General features: G+C 36.1%; 19 protein-coding genes and 1 pseudogene. 12 read left to right on the plus strand and 8 right to left on the minus strand.

Features of this window, described 5'->3' with window-relative positions; genetic code table 11:
• Positions 1-118: 118 nt before the first annotated feature.
• On the minus strand, positions 119-3,415 hold the full coding sequence (gene polC, locus Q0W04_RS04235) for a DNA polymerase II large subunit (RefSeq protein ID WP_298500739.1): 3,297 nt from the start codon (positions 3,413-3,415) through the stop codon (positions 119-121).
• 180 nt (positions 3,416-3,595) lie between these two features.
• Between polC and Q0W04_RS04240 the strand changes: the two genes are divergently transcribed.
• From Q0W04_RS04240 to Q0W04_RS04250, 3 genes are read left to right on the plus strand one after another with little or no spacing between them, the layout of a single operon-like run.
• Positions 3,596-4,621, plus strand: a complete 1,026-nt coding sequence (locus Q0W04_RS04240) for a hypothetical protein (RefSeq protein ID WP_298500741.1) — start codon at positions 3,596-3,598, stop codon at positions 4,619-4,621.
• A gap of 36 nt (positions 4,622-4,657) precedes the next feature.
• Positions 4,658-5,128: a nucleoside deaminase gene (locus tag Q0W04_RS04245; RefSeq protein WP_298500744.1), complete on the plus strand. Its 471-nt coding sequence runs from the start codon at positions 4,658-4,660 to the stop codon at positions 5,126-5,128.
• Complete coding sequence (locus Q0W04_RS04250; protein ID WP_298500746.1) at positions 5,125-5,505, plus strand: hypothetical protein; 381 nt, start codon at positions 5,125-5,127, stop codon at positions 5,503-5,505. The genes Q0W04_RS04245 and Q0W04_RS04250 overlap by 4 nt, the downstream gene beginning before the upstream one ends.
• Positions 5,506-5,524: 19 nt before the next feature.
• Here the strand turns inward: Q0W04_RS04250 and lysS are convergent, their stop codons facing one another.
• From lysS to Q0W04_RS04270, 4 genes are all read right to left on the minus strand, one after another.
• Complete coding sequence (gene lysS / locus Q0W04_RS04255; RefSeq protein ID WP_298500748.1) at positions 5,525-7,108, minus strand: lysine--tRNA ligase; 1,584 nt, start codon at positions 7,106-7,108, stop codon at positions 5,525-5,527.
• A 212-nt stretch (positions 7,109-7,320) separates the two neighbouring features.
• Positions 7,321-8,619 carry a phosphomethylpyrimidine synthase gene (thiC, locus tag Q0W04_RS04260; protein WP_298500750.1) on the minus strand — a complete coding sequence of 433 codons (1,299 nt, stop codon included), beginning with the start codon at positions 8,617-8,619 and terminating at the stop codon, positions 7,321-7,323.
• A 241-nt stretch (positions 8,620-8,860) separates the two neighbouring features.
• On the minus strand, positions 8,861-9,775 hold the full coding sequence (locus Q0W04_RS04265; protein WP_298500752.1) for a carbohydrate kinase family protein: 915 nt from the start codon (positions 9,773-9,775) through the stop codon (positions 8,861-8,863).
• 160 nt (positions 9,776-9,935) lie between these two features.
• The gene (locus tag Q0W04_RS04270) at positions 9,936-10,802 is read right to left on the minus strand and encodes a LysR family transcriptional regulator (protein WP_298500754.1); all 867 of its coding nucleotides are present in this window, start codon (positions 10,800-10,802) and stop codon (positions 9,936-9,938) included.
• A 58-nt stretch (positions 10,803-10,860) separates the two neighbouring features.
• On the opposite strand from Q0W04_RS04270, the gene hxlB reads away from it, so the two are divergent.
• Complete coding sequence (hxlB, locus tag Q0W04_RS04275) at positions 10,861-11,451, plus strand: 6-phospho-3-hexuloisomerase (protein WP_298500756.1); 591 nt, start codon at positions 10,861-10,863, stop codon at positions 11,449-11,451.
• Between the two features lies 1 nt (position 11,452).
• Here hxlB and fdhD read toward each other — a convergent pair whose 3' ends face one another.
• Positions 11,453-12,202 (minus strand): formate dehydrogenase accessory sulfurtransferase FdhD, encoded by a 750-nt coding sequence (fdhD, locus tag Q0W04_RS04280; protein ID WP_298500758.1) that lies wholly within the window; start codon positions 12,200-12,202, stop codon positions 11,453-11,455.
• Positions 12,203-12,486: 284 nt separating this feature from the next.
• Between fdhD and Q0W04_RS04285 the strand changes: the two genes are divergently transcribed.
• The 6 genes and pseudogenes from Q0W04_RS04285 to Q0W04_RS04310 all read left to right on the plus strand — a co-directional run bounded on the left by Q0W04_RS04285 (position 12,487) and on the right by Q0W04_RS04310 (position 18,270).
• Positions 12,487-12,864 carry a hypothetical protein gene (locus Q0W04_RS04285; RefSeq protein ID WP_298500760.1) on the plus strand — a complete coding sequence of 126 codons (378 nt, stop codon included), beginning with the start codon at positions 12,487-12,489 and terminating at the stop codon, positions 12,862-12,864.
• Positions 12,812-13,207, plus strand: a complete 396-nt coding sequence (locus tag Q0W04_RS04290) for a hypothetical protein (protein WP_298500762.1) — start codon at positions 12,812-12,814, stop codon at positions 13,205-13,207. Before Q0W04_RS04285 ends, Q0W04_RS04290 begins: the two co-directional genes overlap by 53 nt.
• Positions 13,208-13,211: 4 nt before the next feature.
• Positions 13,212-13,460 carry a DUF2149 domain-containing protein gene (locus tag Q0W04_RS04295; protein ID WP_298500764.1) on the plus strand — a complete coding sequence of 83 codons (249 nt, stop codon included), beginning with the start codon at positions 13,212-13,214 and terminating at the stop codon, positions 13,458-13,460.
• Positions 13,461-13,990: 530 nt separating this feature from the next.
• Entirely contained in the window at positions 13,991-14,788 is a 798-nt protein-coding gene (locus tag Q0W04_RS04300; protein WP_298500766.1) for a formate/nitrite transporter family protein, read from the plus strand.
• A 93-nt stretch (positions 14,789-14,881) separates the two neighbouring features.
• A pseudogene (gene fdhF / locus Q0W04_RS04305) lies at positions 14,882-16,951 on the plus strand (formate dehydrogenase subunit alpha); the annotation flags it as partial.
• Between the two features lie 113 nt (positions 16,952-17,064).
• Complete coding sequence (locus Q0W04_RS04310; protein WP_298500768.1) at positions 17,065-18,270, plus strand: Coenzyme F420 hydrogenase/dehydrogenase, beta subunit C-terminal domain; 1,206 nt, start codon at positions 17,065-17,067, stop codon at positions 18,268-18,270.
• Positions 18,271-18,362: 92 nt separating this feature from the next.
• On the opposite strand, the gene moaA is transcribed toward Q0W04_RS04310, so the two are convergent.
• A complete protein-coding gene (moaA, locus tag Q0W04_RS04315) occupies positions 18,363-19,292 on the minus strand; it encodes a GTP 3',8-cyclase MoaA (RefSeq protein WP_298500770.1) in 930 nt (309 codons plus the stop codon).
• Between the two features lies 1 nt (position 19,293).
• The gene (gene mobB / locus Q0W04_RS04320; protein WP_298500773.1) at positions 19,294-20,331 is read right to left on the minus strand and encodes a molybdopterin-guanine dinucleotide biosynthesis protein B; all 1,038 of its coding nucleotides are present in this window, start codon (positions 20,329-20,331) and stop codon (positions 19,294-19,296) included.
• Positions 20,332-20,732: 401 nt separating this feature from the next.
• Between mobB and Q0W04_RS04325 the strand changes: the two genes are divergently transcribed.
• Both Q0W04_RS04325 and fwdF read left to right on the plus strand, forming a co-directional pair.
• Positions 20,733-21,194 carry a 4Fe-4S binding protein gene (locus Q0W04_RS04325; protein WP_298500775.1) on the plus strand — a complete coding sequence of 154 codons (462 nt, stop codon included), beginning with the start codon at positions 20,733-20,735 and terminating at the stop codon, positions 21,192-21,194.
• A 1-nt stretch (position 21,195) separates the two neighbouring features.
• Positions 21,196-22,287, plus strand: coding sequence for a tungsten-dependent formylmethanofuran dehydrogenase subunit FwdF (fwdF, locus tag Q0W04_RS04330; RefSeq protein WP_298500777.1), 1,092 nt, complete (start codon positions 21,196-21,198; stop codon positions 22,285-22,287).
• The last annotated feature ends 63 nt before the right edge of the window (positions 22,288-22,350 follow it).

Below are 22,350 nucleotides of genomic sequence, written 5' to 3' on the forward strand. Positions count from 1 at the left end.
TGGGATTTTTTGGTATATAAATTGTTCGTCTTGATTCGAACATTATTTATATACTCTGAAATTTACTATGTTTTTTATATTTAAAACAAAAAGTCCTAGAGCATTTGAAGAGTAATATTCAGAAGAATATGTCCAGGGAACTCTGTTTGGATTTGTCACTTTCAAACAGTGATTTGATACCGAACTCCTGAATCTCCAGACGCTGCCTTAGGTATGGGGAAATCGGATATTTGTTAATAAGTTCCTGTGAAATTTCAAGATACTTGGTAACTGATCCTTTTGAAACGGAGAGAATCAGATTTCCTCCGCATGTACATTTTCCGGTAAGAGGCATTCTTCTGTATTTTGCACCACACTTGGTACATCTTACCTTCTGTTTGGAAAAGGCCCTTGAATTTCCCATTATGTCCGGTAAAAAGTGGGATGAGAGAACTTTTTCAACAACTCCCCTTTGGTCGACAGCCCTGATTTTTTCTGCAAGAGCAATCTGGGCATCCACCTTTTCTTTCATTGACGGCAATGTTTTATAAAGACAGATTGTCGGCCCTGCATGAATATTTGAAGTATGGTGGGAAAACATCAGTCCTTCATACTGCTCAGGGGTTCCCAAATGCATTTCCACATTGTCGATGTATTCCAGAACCTCGGCAGGTTTGTGAGGAGTATATGTTTCCTCATAAAATTCAACAGGGAATCTTTCAAAGATATCCAGGTTATGGGATTCGTCGTCTATCTCTTCAGGGTCTATTCTTGAGGATAAAACCAAAGGAGCATCCATACTTCCTCCCCTGGTATTTGGTAAGTATGATTTTGAGAAGTTCATCAATGCATCCAACAGAAGCATGACCGCATCTTCGTCACTGTCACAGTTTCTACGTTTTGCGGAGTGGAAATAAGGATGTGCATAACAGCCCAGTGCCTTTGTAAATCCTACAATTCTTCCAAGCACTCCTGCAGAGGTGTGCGGCGCAAGACCTGCCACCAGATGTCCAATCAAATCGCTTTTTTCCTTAACGTTGTAGAACGGCTCCATGCCGTAGAATCTTGTAAGCTCATCATCAATGAACTGTGCTGTTCTAAGCAGGTATTCTCCACAGTTGTCTGAAATTACAATGTCCTGAACCCTAAGTTCAATAATTTGGTCCTCATTTTCAATAGGATTTCCATAACAGTCCTTTTCATAACCCATTTCAAGGAGCTTTTCGACACTGACACCAATTTCTTTCGGTATGAAGTGTGTAAGCGGCAAATCGGTTGAATCGTGGCGTATTGTTCCGTCCTTGAATGTGAACACTTCATTTTTGGACCTGAGTATTCCTTTTTCAAGAGGTTCCGCCAATTTTGATTCGGAAATCATACCTACAACACCTTTTACCTCATCAACCCTTCTTACTTTCACATTGTCGGATGCCTTTTTAAGCATTGACGCTAAAGGTATGCTCTTTTGGCTGTGTGGACTGATTTCGGTAGGACTTCCACATTTAGGGCAAAGGGAATTGTTGGAACTGATTCCACATTCTGGATTTGTACATTTCCTTCTTGCAATGTCTACCTTGATGCTGCCTTTCTTGGCGGCTGTTGCAATCAACCTTCTTGAACCTCCGTTGTTTCCAATAGGAAACAGTCCATGAGGTGCAGGCTTCATCAGTCTTTCCTTGGATTTTTCAGGCCTTCCTACACGGGTTCCGATGTATGCCGGAGCCTTGTTTTTGATTTCAACAGGTGAAACTTCATTAACGGCTTCAATTGTTGTTTCCTTTTCAGGCAATTTGTTTGATAAGGTAACAAGCAATGCATAGGAGTGATCCTTGTCAATGATGATTTTGCCGTCCCTGACGGTATGAGGCACTCCGATGATTTCGAGAACTCTTTTCGGATAGGACATATCCAATTTTATTCCTTCATCAGGCTTATAGCTTGATTTGCATGATATTATCAAATCAATCAGTGAATTTAAATCGTCAATTGTCACGTCATTGTAGCAGTAGGTATATTTCGGATGCAGAGGTATTTCGTACTCTTTGGACAGCTTGAAAGCCTCAATGGAAGGTAGGTATTCATATTCCAGTTTGTGCAAATCCAGATCACTTGTGTTTTCGTCGAATTTTTCGCTGTGCATCAGCAGCTGAATCCACCATTCTTCACACCATCCTGAAGGGTATAAAGGCTGGTTGTTTCTTAAAAATTCTCCAAATGCAACAAGCATATCTCCCAAAAACAGTATTTCAACAACGTCTTTTTTAACTTCACGTGCCTTTTTAACGCTGTCAAGTATCAATACATCCCCGTTTTTAAGTTTGACTGTAGGTCCTTCAATGGAATCGACAGGAACTACACAGTTTCCCTTACCGGGATATTCGATTTTAAGCTGTGTTCCGACGGCTAAAAATTCAAGCAATGCCATTGTTGCAGGATGAACTCCCATGGTAGCAAGTCCTGTATTTCTTGACCGTCCATACCTTAGCCTGAAGCCTCCCTTTTCGGAAGGATATCCCAGGATAGGTCTTCCTCCAATGATATCCTGAATGTATTTAGGTTCGCTTACAACATCGCTGTCGCCACTGTCCTCGCTTTTGGAATCCTCTTTAGGCTTGGAGTATTCGCTGAGCCATTCCCAGTCAAGATTTAATTTTTTGGATATTTTGTGAATCTTTTTGGATTTCTGGATTACTCCTTCAACCATCGCAAGCAGCGCTCCACCACGGATGTTGTTTGTTTCAACACGTTCCAAATCCCTGTGGGACACTTCAACCTGGTCTGTCTGTTCTCCTGAAACCTCTACTGGAATGTTGTTTGCGGCAAATCTCACTTCTTCTGGTGTTGGTGAGTATTGCAGGTTTGTAACTTCGGATTCGTAAAGCTCTACTTCTTCCACATATCTTTCAATTTCATCGTCGATAGGTTTGAATCTGTCGATGTTGATTGCCTGTCTGATTTTATCTCCCAAAAGAACGGCCAATGCAGCTGCGGTACCTCCCGCACTTCTGATAGGTCCTGCAAAATAAACTCCAATGTATTTTGTACCATCAAAGTTATCCTTAATTTTAACCGCAGAAATTCCTTCAAGCGGTGCTGCTACAACACCTTCTGTTAAAATCGCCAATGCGGTTCTAAGACCCTGGTCACATCTCTGTTCTTCATCGTAATCCGCCTTTTCGCCGGTCAGTTCAAATTTGCCGGATGCAATTTCAGCTGCAATCTCAAATGCAACGGATTCCCTATCCATATCCTTTTCCAATTCCTTAATCCTTAGTGCAACACCTTCTGGACCAACAAGCCCTTCTACTCTTTCGGCTAAATCCTTTGCAAGTGGCACTTCTGTTTCTGTTTCAACATCCAACCCTTTTGATCTAGCTTCATTAGCTATTTCGTATAGGTGATGGGTTTCTGCTTCTAATCTATCAAAATAATCCATGGTATCGCCATAAGTTACAAAATTAATTCAGTATATAACTATTGATTTTCATGATATTAATAATATTTGCAAGTGCGCAAAGTCACTTTTAAAAATAGTTAAATATGTTGTTGACTAAAACTTTATTATTGTATATAGTTGTTGAATTTTTAAATTATTATTGCTATTTTGGTGATTTTAATGTCTGATGAAAAACCTATTAATGCCATGATTGGGCAAAAAGTGAAATTAGATTTGGATAAAATTAAAAATAGAAAAAAAGAGGCTAAAGAAGCTGCTGAAACTCCTGTAGAGGAAGTTGTTTCTGAGCCTGTTGTAGAAGAAGTTCCTGAAAAACCTGTAGAAGAGGTTGTCGAAGAGGAACCTGTAGAGGAAGTTCCTGAAGAGCCTGCTGAAGAGGTTGAGGAAGAAGTTGTGGATGACGTTCCTGAAGAGGTTGAGGAAAAACCTGTAGAGGAAGTTCCTAAAGAAAAACCTGCCAAAAAACAAAATTCACAGGTTGATGACTTGAAAAGGAAACTCAAGGAAAAAGATGAAAAATTATCTAATCAGTCAAGTGAGCTTAATTACTTAACAAATAAAATCATTCCTAAACTCAAAAAGGAAAACGCCGAATTAAACGGCCTTAAAGTTGAACTGACTGATGCATTGGAAAAATCCACTAGAAAATATTTCGATCAACTTGATATTAATGCAGATTTAAGTAATAAAATAGGAAAACTCGGTGCTGAAGGTGCTGTAAATAAGGTAAGGGCAGACAAATTGGAAGCCGAACTAAGTACTATTAAAGAAGAATACGAATCTGAAATTAATAGTTATAAGGAAAAATTGGCAGCTGTTAATGTTGATGATGTTAAAAATGAAAACAAACAGTTATCAGCTGAAATTGAAGATGCTAAAGAAAAATTAGCCAGTGCAAGAAAAGAAAACATAGAGCTTTCTGAAGAAGTTGACAAACTTAGAGCGGAACTCATTGAAGTGGGCAACTACAAAGAGGAAGTTGATGCTCAAAACAAAAAGGAAATTGAAGGATACAAAGAAGAGATATCCTCACTTAGAACTCAACTCAAACTTAAAGAAAGCAGCTATGACAAATTGTCCAATGAATCCAAAAGTAAAATCAGTGATTTAAACAGCACTATTAAAAAGCTTGAAGAGGAATTGGAAAAACAATCCAGCAAAGGATTATTCAATAGATTCAAATAGATGATTTAATTCATCTAATCTATTCTTTTTTTTAACATGACAGATGATGCTTATTTTATTGATGAGGCTATTAAAGAAGCGGAAAAATCTTTAGGCGAAGGCGGTCTTCCAATCGGTGCGGTTTTGGTTAAGGATGGCAAAATCATATCCAGAGGCCACAACAGATTGATTCAGGATAATTCCGTTGTATTGCATGCTGAAATGGATGCAATCGAAAATGCTGGCCGTCTGAACTATGATGATTACATTAAGTGCACGTTATATACTACTTTATCACCATGTCCGATGTGTTCCGGAGCTGTGATATTGTATAACATTCCCCGTGTAGTTATTGGAGAAAATACTACATTGATGGGAGCAGAAAACCTGCTTAAATGCAATGATGTTGAAGTGGTCGTTTTAAATGATTTGAGATGCAGAGATTTGTTTTTAAAGTTTACATGCAACAATTCTGAAATTTGGGATGAGGAGCTTGCCAAGGTAGGCAATACTACGGAGGTTAAATGATGGAAATTGTAGTAACTGATGAAAGAGATGAAAGGTTTATCCAATTTTGCGATTCCTTTGGATGTATGATAACAGAACCGCAGGTAGTTTTGCTTTTGATGAATTTTGGAAAAACAGTTGGTTGCACAAGTTTCAAGGTATATGATGCCAATTCAGCAGAAATTACAACTTTATTTTTAAATTCCTATGACGATAGGGACAGGATAGCTTATAAATTAATTAGACAGCTTGAAAAAATAGCCATTGATTATGAATTCAGTCGGATTCTGGTTAGCTTTGAGAGTGAAGAGGATATCCTGATTGATGTATTCAAAAAACTGGATTATGAATTCATTGACGGTTTTTGGATGGCTAAAGAGTTTAAAAGTTTAATTTAAAAAAAGAAAAGATAAAAGATTAAGCTTCTTGTCTTAATCTTTTTACAACAAAGTCCTTATCTAAGCTTAACAGGAATGATGCTGCTCTAGGGCCTTGTTTTTGACCAAGAATCATTTTGTAGATAGCTTGGAATCCTTTTTGTGGTTTTAGACCTTGAGCTTCTAGAATTTCATACATTGCATCGTGAAGTGCAGTAGCATCACTGAATTCAGTGTTTTCCATCAGGTCAGCCAAATCAGATAGGAACTTGGTTTGTTCATCGGTCAATGGCAATTTAGGAACGCTTTTTGTTTGAACCTGGAATTTCACAAATTTAGGAGCATAGGTATCCAACCAGTAGATTACGTTGTCAACTCTTTCCCTGTATTGTGCAAGTTCCAGGTCTGTTAAATCACCAAAGTCCTTGTCTTTAAAGCTTTTGGTTAATTGTGAGTTTTTCTTTAGGATTTCAAAGATTTTTTCCAAATCATCTCCTGCAATCTGGTAGGCATTGACCAGGAATCTGAATGGAGGTCTGAACGGTAGCGGACTTCCCTCATTGATTTGGACGATTTCATAGATTTCCTTGAATTTTCTTGCTTCTTTTTCTGATGGAGCTTCTTCTTCTCCATAGAATACTTTTTCAACAGTATCAAATTGATCAATAAAGTCTAAGAAAGGCATTTTTGGTGAGAAATCTTTTGCTTTCATAGGTTTTGATCTAAATAAGTAGTAATGGAGACTTTCAGCAGGTCCGATTTTCAGCCATTCGTCAGGAGCAAAGAATACTCCATGGGATTTACTCATTGCTTCTCCGTCAAGGGTAATCCATTCGTATGGTACTGGATAAGGTGCTGGATAGTCAAATATCTTTTCGGATATTACGCTACTTACGTCGTATGATCCTCCACTTGCTGCGTGGTCTTTTCCGAACGGTTCGCAGGTAGTTCCGAATATTTTCCATCTTGCCGCCCATTCAACTCTCCAGGTTAGCTTACCGTTTCCGGATTTTATGTCCATTTCACCTTCATGACCGCATTCACATCTGTATTTGATGATGTCTCCGTCGTAGTCATAAGCCTGAGTGGTATTTACCCTACCACACTCATCACAGATAGGGTTGTAAGGCAACCAATCATCAGCCAAAGGCTCTCTTCTGTACTGGTTGAAGATTTCCTTTATTTCTTCAACTTTTTCAAGTGAAGTTCTTATATAATCGTTATAAATTCCGGATTTATACATTTCAAAACCGGATTTGGTTTCCATTTCAATTCCATAGTCGTCCATTACTGAAAGTAAAGGTTTTTCGAAGTGTTCTACAAAGTTAGCACAGCATCCGTCAGGACATGGAATCATTGAATATGGCATTCCTAAGTATTTATCGTAAGATTCTGGCAATGGATATGGAACTTTTCTTAAAGGGTCGTGGTCATCTGCAATCCATATTGTTTTAGCTTTTTTTCCTTTTTCTCTTAATTTCTTTCCAATTCCGTTAGCTACAAATATGTCGCAAGAGTTTCCAATGTGTATTGAACCTGATATTGAGGTTCCACTTGCAATGATATGTTCTTCTACATCCATTTTACTTAATTCATTAGCTATGTTTTCTATCCAATGTGTCATCTGTTCTCACCATTATTTAATAAAAAAATTATCATAAAATAAGTATGCAATTATTTTTGTTGCTATTGATATAAAAAGATTAGTTTAATTTGAAATATTGTCCATAATCTTATCGATTGCATCAAGGAAATCTTTGGTGATTATATGGAATGTATTAAATGTTAATGTATAGGTTAAAAATTAAAAAAAGAAGTTAAATAGATAGAATCTATCTATTTAATTAGGTCAGAATCGGATTGGTCCAACCATTCGTTAACGATTTTCACTGCACAGTAGTTACCGCACATTGTACATGTGTCTTCTTCTTCAGGAGGTCTTTGATCTCTTTTTGCACGTGCAGCTTCAGGGAACATTGCACATTCATATTGTGCTTCCCAATCAAGTTTTTTACGAGCTTCAGCCATTGCAAGGTCTTGTGAACCGTCAATTTGGCCGGTTGCTAAGTCTCCAGCATAAGCTCCGATTTTGGTGGCGATTACACCTTCCCTTACATCATCAGGGTCAGGGAGAGCCAAGTGTTCTGCAGGAGTTACGTAACAGATGAAGTCAGCTCCGGCTTTTGCGGAAGATGCTGCACCGATTGCAGATACTATGTGGTCATAACCTGGTGCTACATCACATACAATAGGTCCTAACATGTAGAACGGAGCATTTGAACACATTTTCTTTTGAATCATTACATTTGTTGGAATTTCATTGATTGGAATGTGTCCTGGTCCTTCAATCATACATTGTACTCCGGCTTCACGGGATCTGTCAATCAATTCTCCTAAAATGATCAATTCTTGTATTTGTGCCCTGTCAGTTGAATCGGCAATAGATCCAGCTCTCATACCGTTTGCAAGGGAAAGAACAACATCGTGTTCTTTTGCAATTTCCAATACGTAATCGAAGTTTTCATATAACGGATTTTCTTTTTCATTTTCAACAATCCATCCGGACATGAATGAACCTCCCCTAGACACAAGGCCGGTTACACGACCCTGTCTTTTAAGCCTGGTTAAGGTTTCAATGTTGATACTACTGTGGATTGCCATAAAGTCAATACCATCTTTTGCCTGTTTTTCGATGGTGTTGAACAAATCATCTTCAGTCATGTAAATTACAGAACCGTCTCTTCTGATACTTTCGATAGCGGCCTGGTAAACAGGTACTGAACCCACTGGTAAAGGAGACATGTCCAATACTCTTCTTCTGATAACATCCAAGTCCCCACCAATACTCAATTCCATCAAACAGTCTGCACCGTGGTCAATTGCAATCTGTGCTTTTTTGACTTCTTCGTCAAAGTTGACAATATCGGTTGAGGTACCTACGGTTGCATTAACTTTTGTTCTTAATCCTGCACCAATACCTGCTGCTTCGATATCTCTGTGAACATTACCTGGAATTACGATAGTTCCGTTTGCTACTGATTTTAAAATAAAATCTTCTGAAACATTTTCTATTTTAGCTACATGTTTCATCTCATCGGTTAAAATACCTTTTTTTGCATCACTAATTTGTGTCATATACATCCCTCAATAAGAATTAAAACAGCCAATTTTATTTTATAATATTCTCATGTTAGTTTGATAATCACTTATTTTTATTTAATAGTATTTAAATTAATTGGATTTATTCTAATTCAAACTTTATTGATATAAGTAAATTGTTTTTTAAAAAATAGTAATTTTTAGTTTGTTATAACAAAATTAAAGACATATTGATAAAAATAAAGTTTACTTTAAAAATTAAAAAAAGGGAATAGATTCAGTAAAATCTATTCATTCTCTCAAATGCATCATCAAAGCTAGGCATGTTTGTTTGACATCCTTGATGTTCAATGATGAATGATGATACTGTTGATGCGAACTTGGCGGATTCCTCAAGGGACTCACCATTCAGGAATCTTGATAGGAATCCGGCTCTATAGGAGTCACCTGCTCCGGTCGGATCAACAACATCGGTTTTGATTGCATCGATTTTGATTTTATCTTCATTGGAATATATTTCACTGCCGTTGGAACCGCAGGTTTTAACAATTATCTTAGGTCCCAATTCTCTAAGACCATCCAAGTCAACTTCCAAAGCAGTCAGTATTCTTTCAATTTCATGATGGTTTCCAAAAAGAATTGTAGTGTTTTGCAAAACATCCCTTAACTTTTTGGTTTCATACATTCCAAGGTCCTGGCCGGGGTCGAATGATACAAGCAAGTCCTCACCCTTTGCCTCTTCTGAACATTTCCAGTTAAAATCAGGGTCTCCGGTTGCCAAATGAATCGCTTCAACATTTTTAATTGCATTTGTCGGAACTTTGCTTTCTGCAAATTCACGTGCTGCACCCCAATAGAAATAACTGATTTGGTCATCATTATCGTCGGTTAGGACAAATGCGGTAGGTGTGGCCTCACCCGGAACGATAATGAGTGAATCGGTGTCAATGCCTAAATTTTGCATATGTTCAAAGTATTCTGTTTTTTTAAAGTCACCGCCAACGGCTGAAACCAATGAAGTTTTCAGTCCTAATTTGGCTCCAACACATGCCACATTGGCCGCCGCTCCACCATTAAAGGTTTTCATTTTTGTAATTGGTGCTGAAAAGTTTGCTTTTGGAAATTCAGGCACTCTAATAATATAATCATGAGCAGAATGGCCGATTGCTAATAAATCTCTGTTTTTAACCATAATATCGCCTTTTTAATATTCAATTTTATATTGTGTTTCATTGTTATTTAATGTTTTGAAAATACATATTGACACAGTTGTGCAATGTCACAGTTGCGTAATGTTAATATATATCTTAATGATAGTTTCATTTTTTCCGAGAGCATTTGGAGAGTAATATTTACAATGGTTCAAAACCCTGCTTAATTATCTCTTGCTGGCCTTCATTTAACAGATAGTCAATGAATTCATCAACTTCGCTTTTATCTTCGTTTACTTTAACCAAACTGATTACATGTCTGGTATCAAATCTTAAAAGCTCATTTCCTTTAAAATAACTTGCATTTAAAAAACAGTTCAGATTTTCGGAATTTCTGACAAGTTTGAACGCATCAAACTGTGAGCTGACCTTATATTTTATATTGTAATCTATATCATAATGCTTCAATGTGTTCCAGGCAAGCCTTTGGGCCGAACCGGTAACATTAACGAAATCAAGGCTGTTCAAATCATTGATGCTTTCAATTTCATTTGAGTTGGGACTTGAAATCAAAACGAGATGGTCATATGCAATTGGGGTAAAGTCAATGTCCCGTTCATATGCTATCAAAGGATCATCCAAAGTCAATATGTCGACTGCACCTCTTTTTGCCAGTTCAAACGCATCCTTGTCGCTGCTGCTGTAGACATTTGTACTGAATGGGTGTCTGATTGTTTCAAGGAGTCCGGAACTGATGTGTCCTCCGGCAATGGTGATGTTGTTTGTTTTTTCGATTTTCACCAGATATTTTTGATATTCCTCAAGCAATTGAAGACCTTCACGTGTAAGTGAGGTGCCGTTTCCCACTTTTTGGGAAATCTTAAATCCCAGTTTGGCTTCTGCTTTAAGTATTCTTCTGTTGAAAACCGTATGTGAAATGTTCAGTTCTTTAGCGGATTGTCTTTGGGACCTTGTTCTGGATAAGGATTCCAGACTTTGGTATAACTTATAGTCAAAGATGTTACCATTTATATCTAGGCTTATTAATCCTCTGCTTTGCAATTTCATTAATTATATATAAAGATTAAATCAAATATAATTATAACTATTTTGGGATTAAGATAAAATGGAAATAATGAAAACTTCTATTAAAGCTATATTGGACAATATCGTAAGTGCTGAGGAATTTTTAGATGAAAAGACAATAGATGAATTTGAAAATATCATCATAGGTGCAAATAACGTATTTGTGACTGGTGCGGGGAGGTCCGGTCTTGCAGCAAAAGCGTTTGCCATGAGGTTGATGCATTTGGGTTTGAGTTCCTATGTTGTAGGGGAGACAATCTCTCCAGCTATTTACAAAGATGACTGTATTATAGCCATTTCAGGTTCAGGTGAAACCAATACCATAGTTTCTGCAGCACGTATAGCTAAAGCAAGAGGTTCTAAAGTTTTAGCCGTTACTTCCTATCCCGAATCCACTCTCGGACAGTTGGCTGACAGTTACCTTCTCGTTAAGGGCAGAACAAAAAAAGAAGTTGACGATGAAAATTATATGAAACGTCAAATTCATGGTAATTATACATCCTTAACCCCGCTCGGTACAGCATTTGAGCTGACCACTTTGGTATTTTTGGATGCAATCGTATCAGAACTGATGGAGAAAATGCAACAGACTGAAAGCGATTTGAAAGCCAGACACACTGTTTTGGAGTAATTCAGTCAAAAATTACTCTATTTTGATTATTATATATATTACAGCGTTGGCCTCTTAAAAATCCAACCAATGTGATATTTCCTTTTTTTGCAATATTGTAGCCTGAATTGGCCGGTGCTGCATTTGATGCCAGGATTGGAACTCCTGCCCGTGTCATTTTGATGACCATGTCTGCAGGCATCCTGCCGCTATAGATTACATAGGATTTTGACAAATCGAAGTTGTGCAGTAGCCCATATCCGATGACTTTATCGACAGCCACATGGCGGCTGACGTCTTCTTTTACGATAAATTGGTCTTCGTATACGATTCCAGCTACATGTGTTCCTCCTGTTGCCTGCCAGATTTCGGCGTTATCCTTCAGTTCTTCAATTCTATCTATCAGCTCGTTTACATTGACCTGAAAATCGGATTCGACAGGATTGACATGTTTGATTTTGCTTCTCCAACCTCCTGCAGAATCTGAGCATAATACGGTTTCATTTGTTTTTAAAAGAGTATCATCAATTTCGGCATTGATTTGCACGCCGTTTACTTCTATTTTTTTAATGTCATCCATTGATTTTACCATATTTTCATTAAAAAGATATCCTACGGTAAATTCTTCAAGGGAGTCCTCTATTGCAGACAGGCTTCGGCTGATTTCGTTGTTTATTGTTAATGTGATTGTTTCATCCAGTACAACTTGCTCTTTTGCATTTTCAGCCTTACCATTTTTATAATTTATAGCATCAATTTCTTCGACTTTCATACTTTCTCCTCTGATATAATATATATCTATATTAATTTTAAATAAGGTTTCGATATTCCTTAATAGAATATGGATGATAGAAAATTTTAATATAATTTGTTTATATTATTATTAAACTAAATTATAATGATTTTTTTTAATATTTATGATAATTTAATTTGTTAATTTTATTTTAACTAATTTTTAATCATTTGATTTTTTAATAAATTATTTAAAATGTTATAAAAAAAGATATTCATTGTAAAATTATGTTGTGGTTGTCATGAATAAGAAAAGTAAAATTATTGTTGATATTAATTATTTTGGTCGTGGCAGGCATTGCAACTCATTTGTTTTTAACTCCTTCCAGTGTTCAGACAGAAGGATCTAAAAATATTACCGATATGGTGGCTAAAACTGTAACAGTTCCTGCTTCTGTTGATAATGTTGTTGCTACAAGCCCTCCAATGACTACTGTGTTGTATATGATTGCTCTGGATAAGGTAAAGGCGGTCAATTTCCACTGGACTGATGATGAATTGAAATATGTTCCGAGTCAATATGCCAATTATCCTGTTGTTGGAGGTTGGTATGGTTCACAGGAGGGCAGTTATGAAGAATTCATAGCTATTGGTAGTTTCAATTATTATTGTTCTTTTGGCTTTCGGTGGAATAATCAATGAATTTATCTTAAATGTGAAAGAATACTCCGACCTCTACAGGTCGGAGAGGTTCAATTCAAGAAAACCAATCAAATCAAAAGAATTGGAGGAGTTGGTCCGCAATATTTCATTTTCCAACAATGTTTCTCAAATGAAAGAAAATGTTGAAAAAAGTAATTTGTTTGATTTTCAAAAGAATATTCTAACTAGAATTGCAAACAATCATGACATCGGGCTGGATGCAAGAAAGGCTTTGGCCAGCGATTTGATTTCCAAATTCAGAAAACAATGGTATGAATCAGATTTGATAACAGTCGAAACACTTGCTGAGGCGGAATTGGAGACAATAAATAACTGGAAGTGAGTGTATGCTTAGAAAAAGAAGAAGAATATCCGATTCGGTTGATGACGATCCTATGGGAGGACTTAATAACCTTTCCGATGCAATGCTTGTGTTGGTTTTGGGATTTTTAATTTTTGCAATTTTGGCATTGTCCGTAAATCCCGATATGTTGGAAGATGCAAAATCCACAACTCAGGATGTTTCCACTGCAGATACTTTTCACAAAATTACACAGATGCAGGTGGAATTGAAGAGAGTGGTTACAACGAAATAGGTAAAGTTTATGAAGATCCGACTACTGGCGAATTAGTGATGGTTTCGGGTTAATTAAAGATTTTTAATTCGATTTACAGTTTAAGTTTATATCGATTTATTTTTTTTACTATTTTTTATTTTTTTGATGTAAAGATTATTTTCCAAATATTTAAATATTTGATATGTAAATTGATTATATTCGGTTTTTTTAAAATTATTTAAATAGTATGTAATTTAGTTTTACATTATATGCAACATTTTTTTATTAAAATTTATGTTTAAATTAGAAATATTATATTAAATAGAATAATAACAATTTAAATCTAAAAAAAAGAAACATTTTCGATGTGATAGTTAATTAATAATGATTTATCATTACATATTATATAACTTGATTATCCTATTTAAATATTTCTTTTGGAGATTGATAAGAAAGCCTTTTTATATATAAAAAATAAATATAATTTCATAATACTTTGGACTGTTTTATACAGGGATTTCATTAGTATTATAAAAAATTAATAAAAAAGGGAATAAGAGGTTGATAATATGAGTTCATCTTTTAAAAGTCCAGTTGATACCGCAAAAGCAATTTCCGGTACTGCTGGCGCAAAAGACTCTGCTAATATTGTCAATGTAATATTACTCTCCTTCTTAGCAGGAGCTTACATTGCATTTGGTGGATTATTAGCAGTAGTTGCAAGTGCAGGTATGTTAAAAGCAGGTGCGCCAATAGGTTTAGAAAAATTCGTATTCGGTGCAGTGTTCCCTGTAGGTTTGATTATCGTAGTACTCGCAGGATCTGAACTATTTACTGGTAACGTAATGTTCATGACCCTCGGTGTATTAGATGGTTCCGCTTCCGTAGGCGGACTCGCTAAAAACTGGGTAATCAGTTGGATTTTCAACTTTGTAGGTGCTTTATTCGTTGCTTATGTCCTTGCTTTCATGGGCGGAATTGTTCCTGCTGACCCAACAAACGCTATCGCTGCTAAAGCTATTGCAGTATCCGAAGCTAAGGTTAAATTAGACTTCGTAACCGCAATGATTAGAGGTATAGGTTGTAACTGGTTGGTATGTTTAGCTGTATGGTTAGCTAACGCATCCGACGATATCATCGGTAAAATCGTTGGTATTTGGTTCCCAATCATGGCGTTTGTATGTATTGGATTTGAGCACAGTGTTGCAAATATGTTCTTCATACCATTAGGTATGTTCTTAGGTGCTGAAGGTGTAAACTGGGGAACTATCATCATTAATAACTTAGTTCCTGTAACTATCGGTAACATCATCGGTGGAGCAATCTTTGTAGCATGTATCTACTGGTACACTTACCTCAAAGATTAGATTAGAAAACAAAAATTTTAAAGAAGCTTTTTAAAAGCTTCTTTTTTAAAATTATTATTTAAATAATAACAAATATGTTTTGGAGATTATAAAATGGTTGAAATTAAATATGTACCAACAATCTGTCCGTACTGTGGTACTGGTTGTGGACTCAACTTTGTTGTAAAAGACGGCAAAATTGTTGGTGTAGAACCTTTAAAAAGACACCCTGTAAATGAGGGTAAAGTATGTCCAAAAGGTAACTTTGGATATCAGTTTATTAATAGGGAAGACAGATTAACTACTCCTTTAATAAAAGAAAACGGTGAATTCAGAGAAGCTTCTTGGGATGAAGCATTAGACCTTGTTGCTAACAAACTCAAAGAAGTATCTGACGAAGATCCAAACAAAGTTGGATTCTACGCATGTGCTCGTTCACCAAACGAAAACATTTACATCACTCAAAAATTAGCAAGAGTAGCTTGTCAAACTCAAAACGTAGACCACTGTGCACGTATCTGTCACGGTCCTACTGTAGCAGGTTTGGCTAACACTTTCGGATCCGGTGCTATGACCAACGGATTTGACAGTATCAAAGAAGCAGACTACATATTCTGTATCGGATCCAACAACATGGAAGCACACCCATTGTTCGGACGTAAATTAATCCAAGCAAAACAAAACGGTGCTAAATTAGTTGTATTAGACCCAAGATTTACTCCTACTGCTAAAATTGCAGACGAATATGTACAATTTGAAACCGGTACTGACGTAGCTTTAATGAACGCAATGATTAAAGTAATCATCGACAAAGACTTACAAGATGACGAATTCATTGCAAACAGAACCAAAGGTTTCGAAGAAATGAAAGAAACCGTTCAAAAATACACCTTAGATATGGCTTCTGAAATTACTGGTATCAAACCTGAAGTAATCGAACACTTAGCTGTAGAATACGCATCTGCTGACAAAGCAGCTATCGTATACTCCTTAGGTATTACAGAACACTCCCACGGTGCAGACAACGTTATGTCCACTGCAAACCTTGCAATGTTAACCGGTAACATTGGTAGACAAGGTACTGGTGTAAACCCATTAAGAGGACAAAACAACGTACAAGGTGCTTGTGATATGGGTGCATTACCTTCCGATTACGTAGGTTACAGAAAAGTTAAAGACCCAGAAACTACTGCATGGTTCAACGACTACTACAGTGGATACGGATACGAAGTAAACTTACCTACCACTCCTGGTTTAACCTTAGTTGAAATGATGAATGCTGCTCACGCTGGAGACTTAAAAGTATTATACATCCACGGGGAAGACCCAGTTCTCTCTGATGCAGACGTACAACACACCAAAGAAGCACTCGCAAACTTAGACATGTTAATTGTACAAGAATGTTTCTTAACTGATACCGCACAATGTGCTGATGTAGTACTTCCTGCAGCAGGTTGGGGTGAACAAGAAGGTACCTTCACCAGTGGTGAAAGAAGAGTACAATGCTTACACAAAGCTCAAGAACCACCTGAAGGCGCATGGTTAGATTGGAAGATTATGGAAGAAATCGCTGTAAGAATGGGCGTACCAAGAGAATTATTCCACTACGAAACCTCTGAAGACATCTTTAACGAAATCAGAGAATGCGCACCTATCATGGCAGGTATGGACCGTAAAAGATTAGACACTCCAGAAGCACTTCACTGGCCTTGTCCTTCCGAAGACGACCCATGTCAACCATTAATGCACAAAGAAAAATTCGCACACCCTGATGGTTTAGGTGTCTTCCAAGCATTAGAACACAAAGGACCTGTTGAAACCGTAGATGAAGAATACCCATTATTATTAACTACTACAAGAATATTGTTCCACTACCACGCAGCAATGACCAGAAGATGTGAAACCTTATCCAATGAGGTAAAAACTGGATTCATCGAAATCAACACTAAAGATGCTGAAGCTAGAGGAATCATAAATGGTGAAGTTGTAAGAGCTTTCTCTAGAAGAGGAGAAATCGCAATTCCTGCTCGTGTAACTGATGACATCAGAGAAGGTATTGTAAACATTCCAATGCACTTCGTAGAATGTGCTGCAAATGTATTAACCAACTCCGATTCTTTCGACCCTAAATCCAAAATGGTTGAATTAAAAGCTTGTGCTATTCAAGTAGAAAAACTCCCTGAAGTATTAGAAATGAAAGGAGAAGTCTACAAAGATGGTACTGACACTGAAATTAAAGCAGAAAACATGTCAACTACTACCGTACAAGTAGGAAAATAAATGAGGAGTAGATTTAAATGAGCGCAAAAATTAACGATATGTACTACGCATACTCTGCTATTGAAGATATCAAAGAAAAAGGAGAATACGGTGGAGTAGTAACTACTATCATGAAATACTTATTAGAAGAAGGTATCGTTGACGGTGTTGTAGGTGTAACCCAAGGACACGATATCTATGATGGTGTACCAACTCTTATAACTGACCCTGCAGATGTTATTAAAACCGCTGGTTCAATTCACTGTGGTACCTTAAACATTGCTAAATTTGTATCCAAATACTTAGATGGTGCAAGATACATGAAACTCGCTGTTGCATGTAAACCATGTGATGCAATGACCATCAGAGAATTAATGAAAAAAGGTAAAATCATCGAAGATAACGTAATTATGATTGGTGTAAACTGTGGTGGAACCATGTCACCTGTTCCAACCATGAACATGATTAGAGATGTATACGAATTAGATCCTAAAGACGTTATCAAAGAAGAAATTGCTAAAGGTAAACTCATCATGGAAACCGCAGACGGGGAAAAAGGTTTCAAAATTGATGAATTAGAAGAACAAGGTATGGGTAGAAGAGAAAACTGTCAAAGATGTAATCTCAAAATCCCTTCCAACGCTGACTTAGCATTAGGTAACTGGGGAGTTATCGGCGAATTAGCTGGTAAAGCTACTTTCGTAGAAGTATTCTCAGAAACCGGTGCAGATGTCTTAGACAAAGTTATTGAAGCAGGTTTAATCGAAACCGCTGAACCTATTGAAAAAGGTATCAAAATCAGAGAAAACATCAACAACTTCATGCTTAAAGAATCTCAAGCTAAAAAAGATGTTGATTACGCTGGAACTACCGGAGATATTATTGACGTATTCTACCAATACGAAGATGAATTCTCAAAATGTATGAAATGTTACGGTTGCCGTGAAGCATGTCCATTATGTTTCTGTGAAGACTGCTGTCTTGAAGCAGAAGGTCCTGAATGGGTACCTGGTGGATACACTCCTGCAGCTCCATTCTTCCACTTAACACGTTTAGTACACATGGTTGACGCATGTACCAACTGTGGTCAATGTTCCGAAGTATGTCCATGTGAAATCCCTGTAGCTAAAGTATGGAGTACCGTAAACAACAAAGTAAGAGAAATCTACGGATACATCCCAGGTATGGGTAGTGAAGATCCACTTCCATTTACTGACCACGTATCCAAAGCTAAATGGTTATAATTGGGAATTTTTCCTATATTATACACCTTTTTTCTTTTTTTTTGAAACCTTGAATTAACAATGTTATATTTTTAATTAAAAAATAAAAGAACCTATTTATTAAAAGGTTCACGATTATTTATTCCATCCAGGAAAATTTCTTTTAGTCTTTCATCACTTTCACCATTCCTAATATGTGAAATTAATTCAACTAAATTATCATTTCTTAAAAGACATGGTTTGATTTTACCGTCAGGAGTTATCCTCAATCTGGAGCAATTTGCGCAAAAGGTAGAGTTATCAACAGGCTTAACTACCTCGATTTCTCCACCGTCTATGTAATATTTTTTACGTCCTTGCATAAACTTACGTTCATAAACCTCATCAGCTATATCAGCCAGCCTTTCTTCAATCATGTCTAACTTATAGTGGTAATCAGCACTGAATTTGTCATCATCACAGTTTTCACTTTCAATAAGTTCAATCAACTGAAGCACCATATTATTTTCTTTACAGAATTTAAACATATCCTTCACTTCATTTTGATTGATGTCTTTCATGATTACCATGTTGATTTTAACAGGATATAGACCAACTTCAACGGCTTTTAGAATTCCTGCTTTAGCAGATTCGAGGTAATCCTTTTTGGTAATGAATTCATATGTTTCACGATTTAATGTGTCTAGACTGACGTTTACTCTATCCAGTCCCGCATCCTTTAGGCCTTGAGCATATTTTTCAAGATAAGTTCCATTTGTTGTCATGGAAATATCTTTAAAACCAAGGCTGCCGATTTTTTCAACGATTTCGACAATGTCTTTTCTGATTAATGGTTCACCACCGGAAATCCTAATTTTTTTAACACCGATATTTTTTGCAATTTTACAGATTGTATATAATTCATCTGCGGTCATTTCCTGTTTTGAGGATACCATTCCGTCATGGTGGCAATATAGGCAGTTTACATTACATCTATTTGTTATTGTGATTCTCAGTGAAATGATGGGTCTTTGATAGTTGTCTTTAATAAATTCATCTGTCATGTTAATCTTCCACCCTGATTTCGATTTCGTTGATTTCTTCATCTATATGTAATGAGCTAATAATAGCATATATTGTCTCTTTAATGATTCCTGATGTAAATTCATTTACCATGACATCATGCGCATTGGTTTTTAGAATTATTTTAGATTTTTCTAGTGTTCCATTATTAATATCAGAAATTTGAATAAATATTGATTTTACATTATCTTCAGTTTTAATTGAGTTTATCATGGCTTTAATGGAATTTGAGAGGATATTTTTTGTAAATTTATTAATATATAATGATTTTTTGTTAATCAAAACAGAACACTCGTGATTTTCATTTTTTTGTGATGTTGAATTATTTGGGATGACTAATTCAATTTTACCTATTTTTTCAACATCATAGTCATCTAGGTTTAATGTGTTTATGATGCCAATAATGGTCTGTTTTAAATAGTCACTTACGAATCTGTTAAGCCCAACAACATGTTCATCGACAGATAGGTAACTATGCACGTAATCTAAATCATTGACACTTAAATTGCCTTCTCTAATTTCTTTGGCAATGGCTTCACCATTATTGAATCCACAGTTGTTTGCAAATAATGTATCAATTATATCATGACCTCTTTCTTCAATTAGATCGGCCAGTTCGCTAACTCCTTCCTCATCTATTGTAAATGAATCCACCTCGGCAATGGTGTATTCGTCTCTGACGTTAGGGGATGTAATTATTTTGGGATAGTTGTAGCTTTTAAATCCTTCAATTATTACAAAATCAAAGTTATCGAAGTGTTTTAACAAATATAAAATTCTGTTCAGGTCATGTTCCTTTCTAGCATTAAAGAATGTTGTTGATCCTACACCCACAACAAGATTTGCCCCTGCCTGTTTGTGTTTCCAGGTATCGGTATTTTCCTTGTCCATTTCAATGGAGTGGTGTGAATGTTTTATGGAGGCAACATTGTAGCCTCTTTTTGTCAACTCACTTATGACCTTGACGGTCAGTGATGTTTTTCCGGTATTTTTCTTCCCGACAATAGATGCGATTTTCATTTCATAATCCCCTATTCTAATATTGTATTTTTACATTAATAATACTATATTTTTTTATGATGTGTAGTTACTACACATTTTTTTGATAAAACTAAAAATTTTGCTATTTTTTATGTTTTTCCATGTTTTTTTAATACAATTTTATAATTTTTTATTACAAAATATACGATATAAACATTTTTTAACATCGAAAAGTAATATTTAAATGTAATATAACTAATTTTAATCATTTATTTTTTCTTATTAAGTATATTTTAATTTGTTATAAACTAAAATATCTTTTTTAAGCCATTATTTAATTTTTTTTGTTGTAGTATTCCCACAGTAGTATATAAAGATTGTGTTTTGATTCTAGTAGGCAAATATATTTATATAAGTAAACATATGTGTAATCATTACACATGGTGGTTCAAATGCCAAAACATATTGCATCTGGTTTGAAATATTTGGCTGCAGTCAAATTGAAAGATGCTGGTGAAAGTCACCAAGCGATTGCAAATGAGCTGGGAGTTGACAGGTCTACTATCTCACATTATTTGAACGGTAGTAACTTGTCTTGGAACTCAATCGATGTTGCAAGAACTATAACGGAACTTTGCCCGCGTGATTTTCTTAAAATGACTGAAGTTATTTTCACAGAACCAGAACAGAGTCGGAAAATTGTGAATATTTGCCAAGAAAGAAATTTCGAAGTAAATATAGAAGATTCTTGTATTGGTTGTGGCTTATGTGTAAATGCATGTACGATGAAAGCTATTAAATTAGAATCGTTAACGGCACATGCAGACTCCATACAATGTTGCGGTTGTCAGCTATGTAAAGATGAGTGCCCAACTAATTCTATAAAAATTTTGGAGATTTAATATGATTAGAAATTTAAAAGAAGTTAAAGACAACAACTTTGACATTACAAGGTCAGCGGAGGAAGTAAGAAATTTGTCTTTCAACGATCATGTTTGTCTTGGATGTGGAATCTGTGAATCCACTTGTCCTGTTGAAGCAATTACATTAAATGCAATTGCTCTCGATGCTCGTGTTGGTTTTGAAACTTATTTCAGTGGACACGACAAAATAGGTCAAAACATCAAAGAAGCTCCTGACATCCAAAGAATAAGCATCGATGAAAGCAAATGTGTATTATGTGGTATGTGCAGCGGATTATGTCCTGTTGATGCATTAGTATTAACAATCAATGATGTACCAATCCGTGAAATTGAAGCATATCCTCACTACAATGCTTTCTCAGAAATCGATGATGATGAATGTATTTACTGTAAAAGATGTGAAATTGCATGTCCTCGTGATGCAATCGTCATTGAAAGAGTATTGCCAAATCGTGCAGACTTAGTAACTGGTGAAATCGAAGTAAATGAAGATGACTGTATTTACTGTGGTGTATGTCAAGAATTATGTCCTGCAGAAGCTATTGTTGTTGATAGTGAAACTGGAAAAGAATCTATTGTTATTGACAAAGACAAATGTGTATACTGTCTCGTATGTAAAAAATCTTGTCCTACTAATGCTATTAAAGCACTTTGTAGAGCTTGTTCCTATGGTGAATATGATTTAGATCCTGCTAAAGCAGTAGTTACAGGAAACTCTGTAATCGACTCTGATGCATGTGTATACTGCGGATGGTGTGAAGGAGTATGTCCTACCGATGCAGCAAAACACAAAAAACCATTTGAAGGAACTATCGAAGTAGATCAAGACAAATGTCAAGCTTGTGGTGCTTGTGTAGATATTTGTAGTTGTAATGCTTTAGCATTCCCTGTATCAACTGGTCCTGGTTCTAGAATGGAACATGTCATTGCTAATGCTGATTACTGTATTAAATGTAAAGCATGTGCTAACGCATGTCCTAACGAAGCTATTACAGTAGTAAGAACCGAAATTGATCACACTCCTACAAACTCAGCAACTTGGAATGAAGCTTTAGACGCTATTAAAAACTAGGTGATTATATGGAACTTAAAGTTAATCAAGATAATTGTTTAGGATGCGGGATTTGTGTAATCG

The organism is uncultured Methanobrevibacter sp. (assembly GCF_947170395.1).
Taxonomy (GTDB): domain Archaea; phylum Methanobacteriota; class Methanobacteria; order Methanobacteriales; family Methanobacteriaceae; genus Methanocatella.